The 15,735-nt window shown below is 63.9% G+C and carries 15 protein-coding genes, 1 tRNA gene and 1 pseudogene; 9 read left to right on the top strand and 8 right to left on the bottom strand.

The features are described 5' to 3' along the window. Nucleotides 1-28 precede the first annotated feature (28 nt). Nucleotides 29-847, top strand: a complete 819-nt coding sequence (locus NKJ67_RS16535; protein ID WP_352581959.1) for a SapC family protein — start codon at nt 29-31, stop codon at nt 845-847. Nucleotides 848-880: 33 nt separating this feature from the next. Here the strand turns inward: NKJ67_RS16535 and NKJ67_RS16530 are convergent, their stop codons facing one another. Together NKJ67_RS16530 and NKJ67_RS16525 are read right to left on the bottom strand one after the other, a co-directional pair. Continuing rightward, complete coding sequence (locus NKJ67_RS16530) at nt 881-1,444, bottom strand: type 1 glutamine amidotransferase domain-containing protein (RefSeq protein WP_352581958.1); 564 nt, start codon at nt 1,442-1,444, stop codon at nt 881-883. Nucleotides 1,445-1,620: 176 nt separating this feature from the next. Further along, a tRNA-Gly gene (locus tag NKJ67_RS16525) sits at nt 1,621-1,695 on the bottom strand. Between the two features lie 230 nt (nt 1,696-1,925). On the opposite strand from NKJ67_RS16525, the gene NKJ67_RS16520 reads away from it, so the two are divergent. The 4 genes from NKJ67_RS16520 to NKJ67_RS16505 all read left to right on the top strand — a co-directional run bounded on the left by NKJ67_RS16520 (nt 1,926) and on the right by NKJ67_RS16505 (nt 4,724). After that, nucleotides 1,926-2,423, top strand: a complete 498-nt coding sequence (locus NKJ67_RS16520; RefSeq protein ID WP_128304309.1) for a prolyl-tRNA synthetase associated domain-containing protein — start codon at nt 1,926-1,928, stop codon at nt 2,421-2,423. 84 nt (nt 2,424-2,507) lie between these two features. Beyond that, nucleotides 2,508-3,509, top strand: coding sequence for a thioredoxin (gene trxA / locus NKJ67_RS16515; RefSeq protein WP_352581957.1), 1,002 nt, complete (start codon nt 2,508-2,510; stop codon nt 3,507-3,509). Between the two features lie 103 nt (nt 3,510-3,612). Then, nucleotides 3,613-4,284 carry an LON peptidase substrate-binding domain-containing protein gene (locus NKJ67_RS16510; RefSeq protein ID WP_023810888.1) on the top strand — a complete coding sequence of 224 codons (672 nt, stop codon included), beginning with the start codon at nt 3,613-3,615 and terminating at the stop codon, nt 4,282-4,284. Between the two features lie 197 nt (nt 4,285-4,481). Next, the gene (locus tag NKJ67_RS16505) at nt 4,482-4,724 is read left to right on the top strand and encodes a Trm112 family protein (RefSeq protein WP_127261272.1); all 243 of its coding nucleotides are present in this window, start codon (nt 4,482-4,484) and stop codon (nt 4,722-4,724) included. A gap of 225 nt (nt 4,725-4,949) precedes the next feature. On the opposite strand, the gene NKJ67_RS16500 is transcribed toward NKJ67_RS16505, so the two are convergent. Genes NKJ67_RS16500 through NKJ67_RS16490 form a run of 3 tightly spaced genes read right to left on the bottom strand, consistent with a single transcriptional unit; the run spans nt 4,950 to nt 10,763 of the window. Continuing rightward, nucleotides 4,950-8,297 (bottom strand): error-prone DNA polymerase, encoded by a 3,348-nt coding sequence (locus NKJ67_RS16500; protein ID WP_352581956.1) that lies wholly within the window; start codon nt 8,295-8,297, stop codon nt 4,950-4,952. After that, nucleotides 8,294-9,769, bottom strand: a complete 1,476-nt coding sequence (locus NKJ67_RS16495) for a DUF6504 family protein (protein ID WP_352581955.1) — start codon at nt 9,767-9,769, stop codon at nt 8,294-8,296. The genes NKJ67_RS16500 and NKJ67_RS16495 overlap by 4 nt, the downstream gene beginning before the upstream one ends. Continuing rightward, nucleotides 9,711-10,763: an ImuA family protein gene (locus NKJ67_RS16490; RefSeq protein WP_023810892.1), complete on the bottom strand. Its 1,053-nt coding sequence runs from the start codon at nt 10,761-10,763 to the stop codon at nt 9,711-9,713. Before NKJ67_RS16490 ends, NKJ67_RS16495 begins: the two co-directional genes overlap by 59 nt. A gap of 183 nt (nt 10,764-10,946) precedes the next feature. Here NKJ67_RS16490 and NKJ67_RS16485 point away from each other — a divergent pair, with 183 nt between their 5' ends. The 3 genes and pseudogenes from NKJ67_RS16485 to NKJ67_RS16475 all read left to right on the top strand — a co-directional run. After that, entirely contained in the window at nt 10,947-11,369 is a 423-nt protein-coding gene (locus tag NKJ67_RS16485) for a metallopeptidase family protein (RefSeq protein WP_023763026.1), read from the top strand. A 7-nt stretch (nt 11,370-11,376) separates the two neighbouring features. Beyond that, nucleotides 11,377-11,802 carry a hypothetical protein gene (locus tag NKJ67_RS16480; RefSeq protein ID WP_127267292.1) on the top strand — a complete coding sequence of 142 codons (426 nt, stop codon included), beginning with the start codon at nt 11,377-11,379 and terminating at the stop codon, nt 11,800-11,802. A 53-nt stretch (nt 11,803-11,855) separates the two neighbouring features. Then, nucleotides 11,856-11,968 (top strand): annotated as a pseudogene (locus NKJ67_RS16475) (metallopeptidase family protein); the annotation flags it as partial. A gap of 115 nt (nt 11,969-12,083) precedes the next feature. On the opposite strand, the gene NKJ67_RS16470 reads toward NKJ67_RS16475, so the two are convergent. The 3 genes from NKJ67_RS16470 to NKJ67_RS16460 all read right to left on the bottom strand — a co-directional run bounded on the left by NKJ67_RS16470 (nt 12,084) and on the right by NKJ67_RS16460 (nt 13,666). Then, nucleotides 12,084-12,353, bottom strand: a complete 270-nt coding sequence (locus tag NKJ67_RS16470; RefSeq protein ID WP_127267291.1) for a GIY-YIG nuclease family protein — start codon at nt 12,351-12,353, stop codon at nt 12,084-12,086. A gap of 180 nt (nt 12,354-12,533) precedes the next feature. Further along, nucleotides 12,534-12,740 (bottom strand): DUF1737 domain-containing protein, encoded by a 207-nt coding sequence (locus NKJ67_RS16465; RefSeq protein WP_127267290.1) that lies wholly within the window; start codon nt 12,738-12,740, stop codon nt 12,534-12,536. A gap of 50 nt (nt 12,741-12,790) precedes the next feature. Beyond that, nucleotides 12,791-13,666, bottom strand: a complete 876-nt coding sequence (locus NKJ67_RS16460) for an HpcH/HpaI aldolase/citrate lyase family protein (RefSeq protein WP_352581954.1) — start codon at nt 13,664-13,666, stop codon at nt 12,791-12,793. Nucleotides 13,667-14,195: 529 nt separating this feature from the next. Here NKJ67_RS16460 and NKJ67_RS16455 point away from each other — a divergent pair. Then, the gene (locus tag NKJ67_RS16455) at nt 14,196-15,734 is read left to right on the top strand and encodes a DUF4153 domain-containing protein (RefSeq protein WP_352581953.1); all 1,539 of its coding nucleotides are present in this window, start codon (nt 14,196-14,198) and stop codon (nt 15,732-15,734) included. Nucleotide 15,735: the final 1 nt, after the last annotated feature.

The raw sequence follows: 15,735 nt of genomic DNA, 5'->3' as shown, positions 1-15,735 counted from the left end.
AGCCTGATGGGCGTGCGGGAGACGGATGATGGCGGATGCAAAGACGAACGGGACGGGCGATGCGTTGCCGCTGTTCTATTCGAGGCCCGAGGCGCTCAATCCGGCGCGGCACGGCTCGCTTGGCCTGACCGCGCGCAGCGACTTCGGCTTCGCCCGCTCTGCGCACGCCATTCCGGTGGTCGCGTCGGAAATGCCGGCGGCGATGCGCTCCTACCCGATCGTCTTTATCGGCCCGGCCAAGTCGCCGGTGATCATCACCGGTGTGCGCCAGAACGAGAACCTGTTCGTCGATGCCGACGGCAAATGGACCGCGCCGCACTACATCCCCGCCTATGTCCGCCGCTATCCCTTCATCCTGGCCGAAGACCCGACATCGGCCGGCCGGCTGACGCTGTGCGTCGAACGGGCCAGCGACCGGGTCGTCGACCAGTTGCCGGCGCCGTCCCGCGATGACAAGATCCTGCCGTTCTTCACCGGCAACGAGCCGACCGAAGCGACCAAACAGGCGCTCGCCTTCTGCAACCAGTTCCAGATCGACTTCAGAGCCACCCGCGAGATGGTCGAAAAGATCGATGCACACAGCCTGTTTTCACCGCGCCAGAGCAAGGTGACGCTGGAAGGCGGCGAGGTGCTCAACCTCACCGATTTCCAGGTGATCGACGAGCCGGCCTTCAACAGATTGAGCGACGAGGCGTTTCTCGACCTGCGCAAATCAGGCGCGCTCGGCCTGCTCTATTGCCACCTCGCCTCGACCAACAGCTGGACCTCGCTGGTGCATCAGGCGTCGCTGCGGAAGGCGGATGGGCGAAGAGCGCCTGAGGAAAACGGTGCGGTTTTCTCGGCGTAACCTTCCACTCGATGCGTCCGGGCGGACAGCCGGCTAGGCAGCAACCCTTCTGTCGTGCCGCCCTTCGCTGATCTCCTCGGCGAGCTTGTCGCAGAACGCCTCGAGATCGCCGGGGTTGCGGCTGGTGACAAGTCCCTGGTCGGTAACGACCTTGCTGTCCTCCCACAGACCGCCGGCGTTGATCACATCGGTCTTGATCGATTTGTAAGATGTGACCCGGCGACCCCTTACGATGCCGGTCTCGATGAGAAGCCAGGGCGCATGAAAGATCGCGCCGACGACCTTCTTGGCCGACCAGAACGATTCGATGAAGCCCAGGGCCTTTCGCTCGACACGCAGCAGATCGGGATTGATGACCCCGCCGGGCAGGACGATCGCGTCATAGGCGTCCGCTCGCGCCTCATCCAAAGTCTTGTCGACGGGAACTTCTCGGCCCCAGTCCTTGAGATCCCAGCCTCTGATCTTGCCGCTTGCGAGCGACACGACATCGACCTTGGCGCCCGCCTCGCGCAGCTTCTTCAGCGGCACCTCAAGTTCGGATTGCTCGAACCCGTTCGTCGCCAGGATAGCGACGTGCTTGCCGGAAATGTCCTGCATGGCTTTCTCCATCGTTGCGTTGATGGAGCGCTAACGAGGCGAGGCGGGAACCGTTCCTCGCTGTAATTTTATGTGACTCCTGGGGAATTCCGCCGAAACTCTTAGCCAGGCAAGCCCAAAAACGAAAAAGCCGCGGAGTTCCGCGGCTTTTCGATGCTTAGTCCCCTGGAGGAAACTGGAGCGGGTGAAGCGATTCGAACGCTCGACCCCAACCTTGGCAAGGTTGTGCTCTACCCCTGAGCTACACCCGCTCGCACGGCGTCTTGGCCGCAAGCCGGGCCTATATGGCTGAAGAGCGCGGCGATTGCAACAGGGAAATCGCAGGCTTTTTGTGACACGCCGCGCCGGGCCGGCAAGCCGCCGGCGGGCGGCGGGGCGCCAGCGCGAAGGGCGGTGCCGCTCCCCATGATGTCGCATGACGGTCTTGTGTCGGCTGCCCCATTGGCCGTAAACGGCTGGCTTGAGAAACGGAACGAAACCGATGCCGAAGACCGAAGCCGATTTGATGGCCTTTCTCGCTGAACTCGGGATTGCCGCCTCGACGAAGCGCCATCCGCCGCTCTACACGGTCGCGGATTCGCAGGCGTTGCGCGGCGAAATCGCCGGCTCGCACACGAAGAACCTGTTCCTGAAGGACAAGAAGGATAATTTCTTCCTGGTCACCGTCGGCGAGGACGCGGTCGTCGACCTGAAGCAGATCCACCAGGTGATCGGCGCCGCCAGCCGGGTCTCCTTCGGCAAGCCGGAGATGCTGATGGAGCTGCTCGGCGTCACACCGGGCGCCGTGACGGTCTTTGGCGTCATCAACGACACGGCAAACAGGGTCAAGCTCGTGCTCGACAAGGATTTGATGGAGCATGCGGTGATCAATGGGCATCCGCTGACCAATGAGGCGACGACATCGATCGCGGCGCGGGACCTGATCAGATTCGTCGAGGCAACCGGGCACGATGCTGCTATCTTGAAAGTCTCCGTGTGATCGCCACATGGATGGCTTGAGTCAGATGGTCTGAAGCATAGGGCGCCTGGCCGCCGGCCGGCGGCGCCACGGAAGGGTAAAGAGATGAGCGACAACAATCCGTTCGGCGGCTCCTTTGGCGGTAATGGCGGCCAGTACACCACCTCGGTGCAGTATGGTGGAGCGGCGCCGGCGCCGGCGAAAGTCGCGCTTGGCGATGCGCCCGCCGCTCCCGCCGATGTGATCAAGGACACGACGACGGCTGCCTTTGCCGCCGATGTCATCCAGGAATCGCGCCGCCAGCCGGTGCTGGTCGATTTCTGGGCGCCCTGGTGCGGGCCTTGCAAGCAGCTGACGCCGCAGTTGGAGAAGGCGGTCAAGGCCGCCGGCGGCAGGGTCAAGCTGGTCAAGATGAACATCGACGACCATCCCTCGATCGCCGGCCAGCTCGGCATCCAGTCTATCCCGGCGGTCATCGCCTTCAAGGACGGCCAGCCGGTCGATGGCTTCATGGGCGCCATCCCGGAGAGCCAGATCAACGAATTCATCACCAAGGTCGGCGGCAAGGGCAATGGCGCGCCGCCGGTGGCGGAAGCCCTGGCCGCGGCGACCGAAGCGCGCGAGGCCGGCGACATGCAGACCGCGGCCGACATTTATGACGCCATCCTGGCGCAGGCGCCGGAGACGATCGAGGCGATCGCCGGACTGGGCGAACTGTTGTTCGACGCCGGCGACACGGAAGGCGCCGAGGCGCTTTTGGCAACAGCCCCGGAGGCCAAGAAGGATGCGCCGCCGCTGGCAGCCCTGCGCGCCAGGATGGCGGTTGCGGCGCAAGCGGCGGCTCTCGGCAATCCAGCCGAGTTCGAGCGCCGGCTGGCGGAAAATCCTGGGGATCATCAGGCGCGCTTCGATCTGGCCATGATCCAGAACGCCAACGGCGACCGCACTGCGACCGCAGACAATCTGCTGGCCATCATCAAGGCCGACCGAAGCTGGAACGAGGATGGCGCCAGGACGCAATTGCTGCAGCTGTTCGAGGCATGGGGCATGACCGACGAGGCAACGCTTGCCGCGCGCCGCAAATTGTCGGCATTGCTGTTTTCCTGAGCCGTTTGCCGGTTGTTTTGCCGCACGGGCTTGGCGTCGGCCATGACTGCGCCAGATTAGAACTGCCATGACGCGCTTCTGGTGAAGCGATCGGAGGAATATGGTGCAAGCGGGAAACGCGCATTACCGGCTCGCCAAGGATTTGCCGTCGACGATCCCGATCTTTCCGCTCGAGGGTGCGCTTTTGCTGCCGGGAGGGCGCATGCCGCTCAACATCTTCGAGCCGCGCTATCTGCAGATGGTGGACGAGGCGATTGCCGGCTCGCGGCTCATCGGCGTCATCCAGCCCAGTCTCGACGGCGCCTTGCGCGGCGATGGCGAGCCGGAACTCTGCAATGTCGGTTGCGCCGGGCGCATCATCGCCTTTTCCGAGAGTGGCGACGGCCGCTACCTGATTTCGCTGCAGGGCGTGTGCCGGTTCCGCATCGCCCACGAATTGACCGTCAAGACGCCGTTTCGCCAGTGCAAGCCCGCGCCTTTCCTTGCCGATCTCGACGAGGATCAGGCGGACAACGAGATCGACCGGCCATCGCTGCTCAAGGCGTTTCGCGCCTATCTGCAGGCCAACGATTTGGAGGCCGACTGGGAAAGCGTCAGCCGCGCCGAAAATGCCATGCTGGTCAATGCGCTGTCGATGATGGCGCCCTACGGGCCGGCCGAGAAACAGGCGCTGCTCGAAGCAGCCGACCTGAAGACCCGGGCGGAGACGCTGATCGCCATCACCGAAATGGCGCTGGCGCGCGAGAATGAGGACTTTGGCTCGAGTTTGCAGTAAGATGTGTCGATATTCAGGTGAGACCGGCCTGCAAGTGGCGGCTTCCTGCGCTTCCCCGTTCTACCGCGTTGCGGTAGAACTGAGCTCACGTACGAAAAGTACGCTCCGCTCCGGTTCTCGGTATCAGCCATTTTCGACTCGGCCTGACCTGAATCTCGGCACATCTTAGGCCCGCAACTGGCTGGGAAGAGAATCTTATGGCGGCGGACGGACGTGACGAGAGGAAGGTCGATCCCAAGCTGCTGGAGCTGCTGGCCTGCCCGCTGACCAAGGGGCCGCTGGCCTGGGATCCAGAGCGCGGCGAACTGATTTCCAGGGTCGCCAAGATTGCCTATCCGGTGCGTGACGGCATCCCGATCATGCTGCCCTCCGAGGCGCGGACGCTTTCGGTGGAGGACGTGCTCGCCCCGCCGCCGCCACGCTTGGGTGGGCCGGGCTGAGTTCTTGCACCACAGGCTGGTGAGGTGGGCGGGACAGCACCCCCCTCTGGCCTACCGGCCATCTCCCCCGCAAGGGGGGAGATTGGATGTAGTCTCGGCTTTCGCTAATCTCCACGGTTGCTGGAATGTGCGAAAGCGCCAAAGCTGCCAATCTCCCTCCTTGCGGGGGAGATGTCCGGCAGGACAGAGGGGGGTGCTGTCCCGCTGCCATCGAAGTTTTTGACACTACTGAAAATTCCGCCCCTTGGGCATGACCCTTTCCGCTTCTTCGGACAGCGTTGCGAGATCCTGCCGGATCGGTGCGCTTTGTTTGGCGGGGCTGGAGTGATCCGAACGCTCCTTGGCGAGGTCTCCCGGAGGAGCCGCTGGTGCGGCTTCGCTGACCTTCTCCAGAAGCACGGTCAGCCAGGGCGTCAGATCCTCGATCCTCTCGGCGACGATGTGGACCACGCCCGATTCCGACTGCAATTTTCCGGTGACCTTGACGAACCGGGCGCCCATGACGATGGGTCGGTAACGGTCGAAGGTTCTTTGCCAGAAGATGACGTTGGCCACCGCCTTGTCGTCCTCCAGTGTCAGGAAGATCGCATTGCCCTTGCCGGGGCGCTGCCGCACCAGCACGAGGCCGGCGACGGAGACGCGCCTGCCGTCACGCACGGAAGGCAGGTTCGCATTGGGAATGACGCCGGCGCGGTCGAGCCGCTCGCGCAGGAAGGCGACCGGATGCGCCTTCAGCGACAGGCCGAGCGCGCGGTAATCATGGATGACATGCTCGCCGAGCGGCATTTTCGGCAGCTTCGTCTCGGGCTCCAGCTCGCGCAGGCGAAGCGCCGGCTGGTCGAACAGCGGCAGCCTTTCGGCGGCGCTCTTGCCGTCGAGCGCGCGCACCGCCCACAACGCTTCGCGACGATCAAGGCCGAGCGAGCGGAAGGCATCGGCCTGCGCCAGTTTTTCGATCTCGCCGACATCAAGGCCGGAGCGCAGCCAGACATCCCGGACGGATCCGTAGCCTGAGCCGCGCCGTTCGACGAAGGCCGCCATGCGCTCCTTCGACAGGCCCTTGATCTGGCGGAAGCCGAGCCGGACGGCATGCTTCGTCTCGATGACGCCGCGCATTTCGGCATGGCGCGGGAGGATACGGGCCGGATCGAACGGCGCCTTTTCCAGCGTACAATCCCACACCGAAAAATTGACGTCGACGTCGCGAATGTCGACGCCATGGTCGCTTGCGTCGCGCACCAACTGGGCCGGCTGGTAAAACCCCATCGGCTGTGAATTCAGGATCGCGGCGCAGAACACGTCGGGATAGAAGGTCTTGAACCAGCAGGAGGCATAGACGAGCAGGGCGAAGGAAGCGGCATGGCTTTCGGGAAAGCCATATTCGCCAAAGCCCTCGATCTGCTTGAAGCAGCGCTCGGCGAAGTCCTTCGTGTAGCCTTTGTCGACCATGCCTTCGATCATGCGGCGACGATAATTGCCGATGGTGCCGGTGCGCTTGAAGGTGGCCATGGCACGGCGCAGTTCATCGGCCTCGCCCGGCTTGAAGCCGCCGGCAACGATGGCGATCTTCATCGCCTGTTCCTGGAACAGCGGCACACCAAGCGTCTTGCTGAGGATCGCCTCCAGCTCCGGCTTTTGATACTCGGCCTGCTCCTTGCCTTGCCGGCGGCGCAGATAGGGGTGGACCATGTCGCCCTGGATCGGGCCCGGCCGCACGATCGCCACCTCGATGACAAGGTCATAAAAGGTTTTCGGCTCAAGGCGCGGCAGCATCGACATCTGGGCGCGCGATTCGATCTGGAAGACGCCGAGCGTGTCGGCGCGGCAGATCATCTTGTAGACCTGCTTGTCCTCCGGCGGCAGGGTGGCCAGCACATAGGGCTGCCCATACGGGTCCCTCGCCTTTGGATAATGCTCAGTGAGCAAGGTGAAGGCGCGTTGCAGGCAGGTCAGCATGCCGAGCGCCAGCACGTCCACTTTCAGGATTTTCACTGCGTCGAGATCATCCTTGTCCCACTCCACCATCTTGCGCTGGTCCATCGCCGTCTTGACGATGGGCACGATCTCATCGAGCCGGTCCCTTGTGATGACGAAGCCGCCGACATGCTGCGACAAATGGCGGGGAAACCCCATGATCTCGTTGGCGCGTTCCATCACATGCCGAGACACCGGATCGGTGCGGTCGAGGCCGCCGGCGCGGGCTTCCTTCTCGCCGAGCTCCGAGGTCGACCAGCCCCAGATCGAGCCGGAAAGGGACGTCCTGATATCCTCGGACAGGCCCATTGCCTTCGACACTTCGCGCAGCGCCGACCGGCCGCGATAGCTGATGACGGCGGCGGCAAGTGCTGTGCGCTTGCCGCTGTATTTCGTATAGATGTATTGCATCACCTCTTCGCGTCGCTCATGCTCGAAGTCGACGTCGATATCCGGCGGCTCGTTCCTCTCCTCGGAAATGAAGCGCTCGAAGAGCGTATCGATCTTGTCGGGTCCGACTTCGGTGATGCCGATGCAGAAGCAGATGATCGAATTGGCGGCCGAACCACGTCCTTGGCAGAGAATGCCCTGGCCACGGGCGAATTTGATGATGTCGTAGACGGTCAGGAAATAGCGGGCGTAGTTGAGGCGCTCGATGAGAGTGAGCTCTTCCTGGATGCGCTTGATCACCGAATCCGGCACACCCGCCGGATAGCGGTTGGCCGCTCCCTCCCGAGCCAGCCGCTCCAGTTCAGCCTGTGGGCCAAGACCCGATTCCGTCGGCTCGTTCGGATAATTGTACTGAAGGTCGCTCAACGAAAAGGTCAATTCTTCCGCAAACCGCAAGGTCTCGGCCAATGCTTGCGGATGCCTGCGGAACAGGCGCGCCATCTCCATTGGCGGCTTCAGATGACGCTCGGCATTGGCGGTGAGTTGCAGCCCGACCTCGGCGACGGGCGTGTTGAGGCGGATCGCGGTCAGCACGTCCTGCAGCGGGCGCCGTTCGGCCGTGTGGTAGAGAACGTCGTTGGTCGCCATCAGCGGAATACCGACGCTCTCGGCAAGAGCCGCGGCCTGCTCGATGCGGAAACGGTCATTGCCGGCGTAGTCGGGCGAAACGCCAAGCCGCAGGTTCCTGCCGAAGCGGCCTTTGAGGCCTCGAAGCAGGGGAAGACTATCTTCCGCGCCCGCCGACAGACCGGGCAGGACTGCGAGTGACATCAGGTCACCCCATTCGAGGAGGTCGCCGCGCTGGAGAAGGGTGGCGCCTTTTTCGTTCTCGTCGCGCAGATTGGCTTGGGTGAGCATGCGGCACAGATGCCCCCAGCCCTTGCGGTCCTGGGGATAGGCGAGGATGTCCGGCGTGCCGTCGCCAAAAACCAGCCGGCAGCCGGGATGATAGGAGAGTTTTTCGACCTTGGCCTGCTGCCAGGCGCGCACCACGCCGGCCACCGTGTTGCGGTCGGCAAGCCCGATCGCCGAGAAGCCCAGGAGCTTGGCCGCGACCACCAGCTCCTCCGGCTTGGAGGCGCCGCGCAGGAAGGAGAAATTCGACTGGATGCCGAACTCGGCAAAGGGAATGACGGTCAGCGCGTTCATGCGAAGACACCATGCATGAACCAGCGCGGCGGCACCTGCGTGTTGCCGTAAAGACCTTGCCGGTAAAGCCAATAGCGGCGACCATCGGCGTCCTCAATACGGAAATAGTCGCGGGTTGACGTGATCGGATCGCTCGCTGCCTCGCGCCACCATTCGGCGGCGATGCGTTCCGGCCCTTCGGCGCGCGTGACCCGGTAGAGCGCGCGCCGCCAGCGGAAGTTCAGCGGTGGTCCTTCCGGCATTTCAGTGGCCGGCACATCGATGGGTTCGGGCGAGCGGAACAGCCGGATCGGCCGTTCCGGCGGAAAAATGGTTTTTGGTGCCTGCAGCCTGTCCGGCTTCTTCGGCGGCGTGGTCCGGCGCGGCGCTTCGGTGAAGGGGATCGTGGCGACGGCACGCTCCGGCAGATGGCTTTCGACCGCGACCGGCCGGAGAACCGCCCCCTCGCCGAGCCGGGCGCGGATGCGGTCGGCGAACAGCGCGATATCGGCACCGTCGTCGGTCGTTTCGCCAGTCAGATCGGCCTGCTGCATGCCGAAGGTGGCTGCCGCCAACACCGAGAGCCGCACCAGATCGAAACCATAGCCGGCATCGATATCCTGTTCGAGCGCGGCCAACCTTTCATGGAACAGTTTCTGGATCAGCATGGGTTCGCGCATCGGCCGCGAGGTGCCGAGGGCGATGCGGCTGACGGCGCCGTCGACGCGAAAGAGCAGCAGCGCCAGTGTCCTGGCACCCTCGCCGCGGCGCTCGAGATCGGTTTTCAAGGTCGCCGCCAGCATGCCCACCAGCCGTTCGATGTCCTCGGTCAGGGTGATGGGTTCGGCGAGGTGGCGTTCGACCGAAAGCGGCGCGACGGGAAGGCGCGGCGACACCGCTTCGTCGAGACGGCCAAGCGCCTGATCGAGGCGCAGGAGCAGCAAGGCGCCAAAGCGGCGGGCGAGCGGCGCGCGCGGTGCCGCCATGACGGCGCCCGCCGTGCGCAGGCCGACGCTTTCCAGGCTGGTGCGGGTCGCCGGTTCGATGCGCAATGCGGCCAGCGGCAGGGGTGCCAGCAGCGCTTCCTCCTCGCCTGACACAACGATGCGGTCGCCGCAAAACCGTGCCGCCGCCCAGGCCGCGCCCGGCGTCGCGGCAAGCCCGGCACGGACATCGAAACCCTGATGGAAGAAGCGCGACAGGATGTCGTCCAGCATGGCACGTTCGCCGCCGAACAGATGGGTGCAGCCGGTGACGTCGAGAAACAGGCCGTCCGCGCCATCCAGCGCCACCAGCGGGGTGTAGCGGTCGCACCAGTCGGCAAGGCCTTCGAGCAGGCGGCGGTCGGCTTCCGGATCGGCCTCGACGATGTCGATCGACGGATGCATGGCGCGCGCATCGGCGATGCCCATGTCGCGCTTCAGGTGCAGCGCCTCAGCCCGCTCGTCGAGGGCCGAGATGCGCTGTGCGTTGCGGTCGCGATGGCTGATCACGAGCGGCGGGTGAGATGGGTGATCCGACGGCCGGGAACGCCAGGACCGCCCCAGACGCTGGCGCAGGACCCTTTCCGCCGCCAGATAGGGAAACCACAGGGACAGGATTCTTTGGCCGGTTTCTTCCCCCACCTGCTCCTTCGTCGCCCGCTCTTTCGTCGCCCGCTCTTTCGTCGAATGCGCATTCATCGGGGTTCCACTCCAGTGTGAATTGTCCAGGCAGGGCCGTGCGGCTCTTGCCGATGGTGAGGGTGAAGGCCGGGCGGCCGATCGAGCCGGCCAGCGGCCCGGCGATGGTGTCGCGCGGCACCGCCGGTGCCGACGTGACGATGAGGCGGACGGGTGCCGCCGTCGGTTCGGGCTCGGCCGCCTGCCGCAGCAGGAACACCGGGCGGCCGGCCGCTTGCGCCCTTGCATGCAGCCGGCGTGTCGCGGTCAGGTCAAGCCGCTGCGGATTGCCGCGAATTTCGAGGATGACCGCGGCGAGCGCCGTCATCCGGGCCGCCTCCTCGGCGACCCACAGCGCATCGACAAGTCTCGGTGCCTCGGAAAACAGCAATTGCTCCGGCTCGATGCCGAACGAGGCGTGAAGCCCCCTGGCATAGGGAAAGCCGGCCTCGCGAAAGATCTCCGATGTGCCGATCCACAGCACCGGCAGCCCCGGCGTTTGCTTGAGGATCAGGCTTGTGAGCGACAAAGCGAAGCCGGCGACGGCCCCGGCATCGCGGGTTTGCGTGCCATGGATTTCGCTCAGGGCGGCCTTCGGCAGGCCGCCGCTCAGGGCGGCGTCGAGGCGCTCGACGCCAATAGGCAGGAACGCATCCGGCAACGCCGCGGCAATGCCACGCCGGACGATTGTGAGATCGGTGTTGACGTCGGCATCAAAGGGCGCGGCGGCCGGCGCAGCCAAGCGCTCGGGCAGCGTTCCCTCGATTTTCGCGATCTGGCGGCGCAGGGCAAAAACAGTCTCCCGCGCCACGGCGGTCATCGCCATGACGGTCAGCTTCCACTCACATTGTTCCTGTTATGTTCCCTATAGATTCCAGAGCGCATCTCAAGAGTCAAGCAGACACATGGGGAATTTATTCCTCTCCGCGCGGATGGCGCAGGCGCATCGGCCCGTGTCATTTGCCGATTACGGTGCGAAAGCCTATATGCCGGGATCAAAGGACAAAGCATGGCCCGCATCTACAAGACCCGCACCTGGCACGACGAACTCTCGCCCTCGATGGACGAAATGGAGTTCCTGGCGCTGGAGGCGTACGCCCATCTGCCGGAGGATTTTCGCAAGCTGACCGGCGAGATCGTCATCCAGATCGCCGAGTTCCCGACCGACGAGATCATGGACGATCTGTCGTTGGAGACGCCGTTCGACCTGCTCGGCCTGTTTGAGGGACGCGGCATCGCCGAGCGCTGGAACCCGCAGACCGGCGAAGGCCCGAACCGGATCACGCTCTACCGCCGCGCCATCCTCGACTACTGGTCCGAGAACGAAGAGACGCTGGGCGACATCGTCACCCACGTGCTGATCCACGAGATCGGCCACCATTTCGGCCTGTCGGACGATGATATGGAGAAGATCGAAGAGGCGGCCGAGTAGCACTCAGATGACGGAAGCAGAATTTGCCGACCTGATCGATTGCAATTGGCCGTACCACGACATTTCACAAAGCCGGGAACTGATCGCAACCGCCATCGGGATTTCGCCGAATGCCGCTTTCCTCGCACTTAGTGAGCTTTGCCATCTGCCCGCAAGTGCTGCCATCGAACCGGCCACTCTCGTTGCCCTGGTCGATTTCTGGCTATCCGAATTCGACCACCCGATGGCACCTATGACAGCGGAATGCGCGATCTCCATGATTGAACGCAAGCGGTTGCCGGTTCCTGAAATCCTTACGAGAATGGATTCCGTCTCCGGCTATCCCGGTCTCCTTGCAGCGCTATCGATCCTCTATTTCGGCTGCGATGACGTCGAGGGCCGCGCAGACGCACGGTTCAACGAAATCAGAGCCGCCTGGGAAAATCTGGCGTAGCTGGTTACTGATCGACCAAGCGCTGTATTCGGCCCTCATTCCTGACCGTCGATATCCTTGACTACTGGTCCGAGAACGAAGAGACGCTGGGCGACATCCACGAGATCGGTCACCATTCGGCCTGTCGGACGATGATATGGAGAAGTTCGAAGAAGCGGCCGAGTAGCCCCACACCTTCGTCATCCTAGGGCGGAGCAAGGAGCGAAGCGACGCGGCGCAGACCCTAGGATCCATGCCGTGACGGCGATGCTATGCTCCGGCGGTGCAAGAAACCCGAGCGGCTACCAGCCGGTTCCACGAAAGAGCTCGAACCACTCCGGATTGGCCGTTTCGATCAGCTCGATCTTCCATTGTCGAGGCCAGCGCTTCAATGACTTCTCGCGCTGGATGGCATCGGTAATGTCGAAATATTCCTCGTACCACACCAGCCGCTGTACGCTGTAGCGACTCGTGAAGCGCGAGCCCTGGCCGGCCTTGTGCTCAGGCATTCGACGGCCGAGATCGTTGGTGACGCCGATATAGATGGTGCCGCGGTTCTGACTCGCGGTCATATAGACGTAGCCGGTCGTGGTTTCAGGGTAGCGAGCGTTGATGCGCGCACAAGCGCCATTTTGATCCGCCGCATTCTACGGCCAATGTCACGGCATGGATCCTAGGGTCTGCGCCGCGTCGCTTCGCTCCTTGCTCCGCCCTAGGATGACGAAGAAAGAGAGAGTCCTCAGCGCTGTCCCCTACCAGTCACTCAGCTTGGTATCGGGCCCGTATTCCTGGCCGTCGACATCCTTGACCACGGCCTGGCCGCAACGCATCGTCTTGGCCTTCTTGTCGTAGGCATAGGTCGGCGAGCCGAACAGGTGCCAGCCCTTGTTCAGCGCCGCCGTCACCTTGTGGCAGAAGCTGGCATCGTCCGGGCCGGACAGAAAGCGGTAGAGTTTCATTGTTCAGTCCTGTCGTGAGTAGCCATAGCCCGCTCGCATCCATCGAGCATTTATGCCCCGATGGCGGCTGCCTTCGCCAGCAGTTTTTCGGCCTGCGCCAGATGCAGGCGCTCGACCATCCTGCCGTTCAGCGCGATCACGCCCTTGCCGGCATTCTCGGCGAGCGCGAAGGCTTCCTTCACCGAGCGCGCCTCGGCCACGGCTTCCGCGGAAGGTGCGAAGGCACGGTTGGCGGCTTCGATCTGGGCCGGGTGGATGAGGCTCTTGCCGTCGAACCCCATGGCCGCGGCTTCCGCGCATTCACGGGCAAAAGCGTCGAGGTTGCGAAAATCGTTGGAGACCCCGTCGAGCATATCGATGCCGCCGGCGCGCGCGGCCAGCACCATCTGCATCAGCCATGGCACGAGGTAACGTCGGTCAGGCATTGCCAGAATGCCGGTCTCCTTGACCAGATCATTCGTTCCGGCAACGAAACAATTGAGCCGCGAGGCCGGATCGCGGCCAAGCTCGGCGATGGCGCCGATGTTGAGCAGCGCCTTGGGCGTCTCGATCATCGCCCATAGTTTCACGCTGTCGGGAGCAAAATTGTCGTCAAGCACATCGCCGGCCTCGAGCAGGTCGCGCGGCGTGTCGACCTTGGGCAACAGGATGCCGTCGGGCTCGCAGCCTGCGGCAGCCAGCAAATCGTCGGCGCCCCATTCGGTTGCCAGCGCATTGATGCGCACGATCATCTCGCAGCGTTCGTTGGGGCGGTTGGCGAAAATGCCGGCCAGTTTTTCGCGAGCGCCGATCTTGTCGGCCGGGGCGACGGCATCCTCGAGGTCGATGATGACTGCATCGCAGGCAAGCTGCGCGATCTTAGCCAGCGCCTTGTCGTTGGAAGCCGGGATGTAGAGCACGGAGCGGCGCGGGCGATAGGTTTCCATGGGTGATCTATGCCGCTTGTGGGTGGGTGAGGCAAGCGCGCAGGGCTGTGCCTGAGGCGAGCCAATCGCGAAAGCTGGTGCTGCCCCTCACTGTCCTGCCGGACATCTCTCCCCGTAAACGGGGCGAGAGGAGCTGGCGGCAACGCCGGCGCCTTTCTTGCGACGCTGGAGATTGGCGAAACCGGCGACAAGAGCGTTCCTCGCCCCGTTTACGGGGAGAGGATGCCGGCAGGCAGGTGAGGGGCAGCGCCGACGTTAGAAAGATGGCGAATTCGACCTCAACAATTGCCTGCACGAAAACTGCACACGCTTGCGGAAAACCTCCTCCGATCCGCCGTGCTGCCTCCCCGCCGGCCTGACAAACAGGTGGCATGCAAAAGCGAGCAAAACCCCGTCTGCCTTACCGGCTGCGCCGCGAAGACTGGTGGCTGGTCGATGCGCCGCGCGTGTGTCCCGTCGCAACCCTCATTCCCTTTGTCCGCAAGAGCCCGCCGGCAACTCGGCGGGACGCCATCAGGAAAGCCCGATCATGACAGCGTTGCTCTCCGCCGCGCCGAGCTATTGCAGCCGCTTCGGTGTCGCCATCCTGCTGGCGGCACTTGCGGATTTCCTGTTCTACGGCCAGCCCGCCGGGATCACGGTTTTCCTGTTCGCCCTGCTGATTGCCGCCGCGGTTGTCGCCGTGCATCCGGCGGCTTTCAGCGACGGTCGGGTGTGGCTCAAGCCCATCGCCTTGCTTGTCGCGCTGCTGCCGCTGGCTGAAAACGTCAGCACCCTGTCGGTTTCGATCGCGCTGGCGGCGCTGACCGTCTTTGCGCTTTCGCTGAGCGGGCGGCTGCGGCACAGCATCGCCCGTATTGCCGGGCAGATCGTGCTGTTCGGGCTGGCGACGCCGTTCCGCTTCGCCAATGATTTCGTCCGCTGGCGCAGGACGGCGCGGCGGTTCGGCCGGCGGCGCATCCGGCTGGCGGCGATCGCTGTCTGGGTGATGCCGCTGACGCTGGGCACGGTCTTCCTGGCGCTGTTCGGCGCCGCCAATCCGGTGATCGACTACTGGCTGTCGCTGATCGACCTCGTGAGGCTGCTCGATCTTATCCAGCTGGCGCGGATTGCCTTCTGGCTGTTCGTGCTGGCTGCTGTCTGGGCTTTTCTGCGGCCGCGCCTGCCGCGCCTGGTTCGCCGCATCCCGCGCGCGGCGCCGGCGGTCAGCGCCCAAGCCGACAAAACCGCCACCACCATCGAAGACATCCTGTTCGGCAAGGCCGCCATCCTGCGCGCCCTGATCGTCTTCAACATCCTGTTTGCGCTGCAGACGGCGCTCGACGCCACCTATCTGTGGGGCGGGGCCGCCCTTCCCGACGGGCTGAGCTACGCCTCCTACGCGCATCGTGGCGCCTATCCCCTGATCGTCACCGCGCTGCTTGCCGCCGGCTTCGTGCTGGCGGCGCTGCGGCCAGGCAGCGAGACATCGGCCGATCCGCTTATCCGCCGGCTGGTCTATGCCTGGGTGGCGCAGAACATCATGCTGGTCATTTCGTCGATCCTGCGGCTCGACCTCTATGTCGGCATCTATGCATTGACCTACTGGCGCGTCGCCGCCTTTGTCTGGATGGGGCTGGTCGCAGCAGGCCTTGCCCTGATCATTGCCCGCATCGCGCTGAGAAAATCCAACGAATGGCTGCTGTCCGCCAATCTTCTGACGTTATCTCTGACGCTTTATGCCGGCTGTTTCATCAATTTTGCAGCGACGATCGCCAACTACAATGTCGACCATTCCCTCGAAATGACCGGCCAGGGCATTCCCCTAGACGCCTGGTATCTTCACTCGCTCGGTCCGGGCGCGTTTCCCGCACTTGATCGCTTCCTCGAGCAACAGGGCAAGACGGCGGCGGCCGGCACTGTCCGCGAACTGGCTGGCGTGCGCGGCAGCGATGAAATCTGGTATCGAACTATCCAGCAGAACTGGCGGGCCTGGAGCTTTCGCGACTGGCGGCTGCTGCGATATCTCGACACCAAGGGGCCGTTCGTGATTCCCTCCGCTATCGAACCTTCCATGCCGGGCCGCTGAT

It is taken from the genome of Mesorhizobium sp. M0088 (genome assembly GCF_040322895.1).
GTDB lineage: Bacteria > Pseudomonadota > Alphaproteobacteria > Rhizobiales > Rhizobiaceae > Mesorhizobium.
The sequence above is the reverse complement of the archived record's forward strand: the minus strand, read 5'-3'. Positions and strand labels throughout refer to the sequence as shown.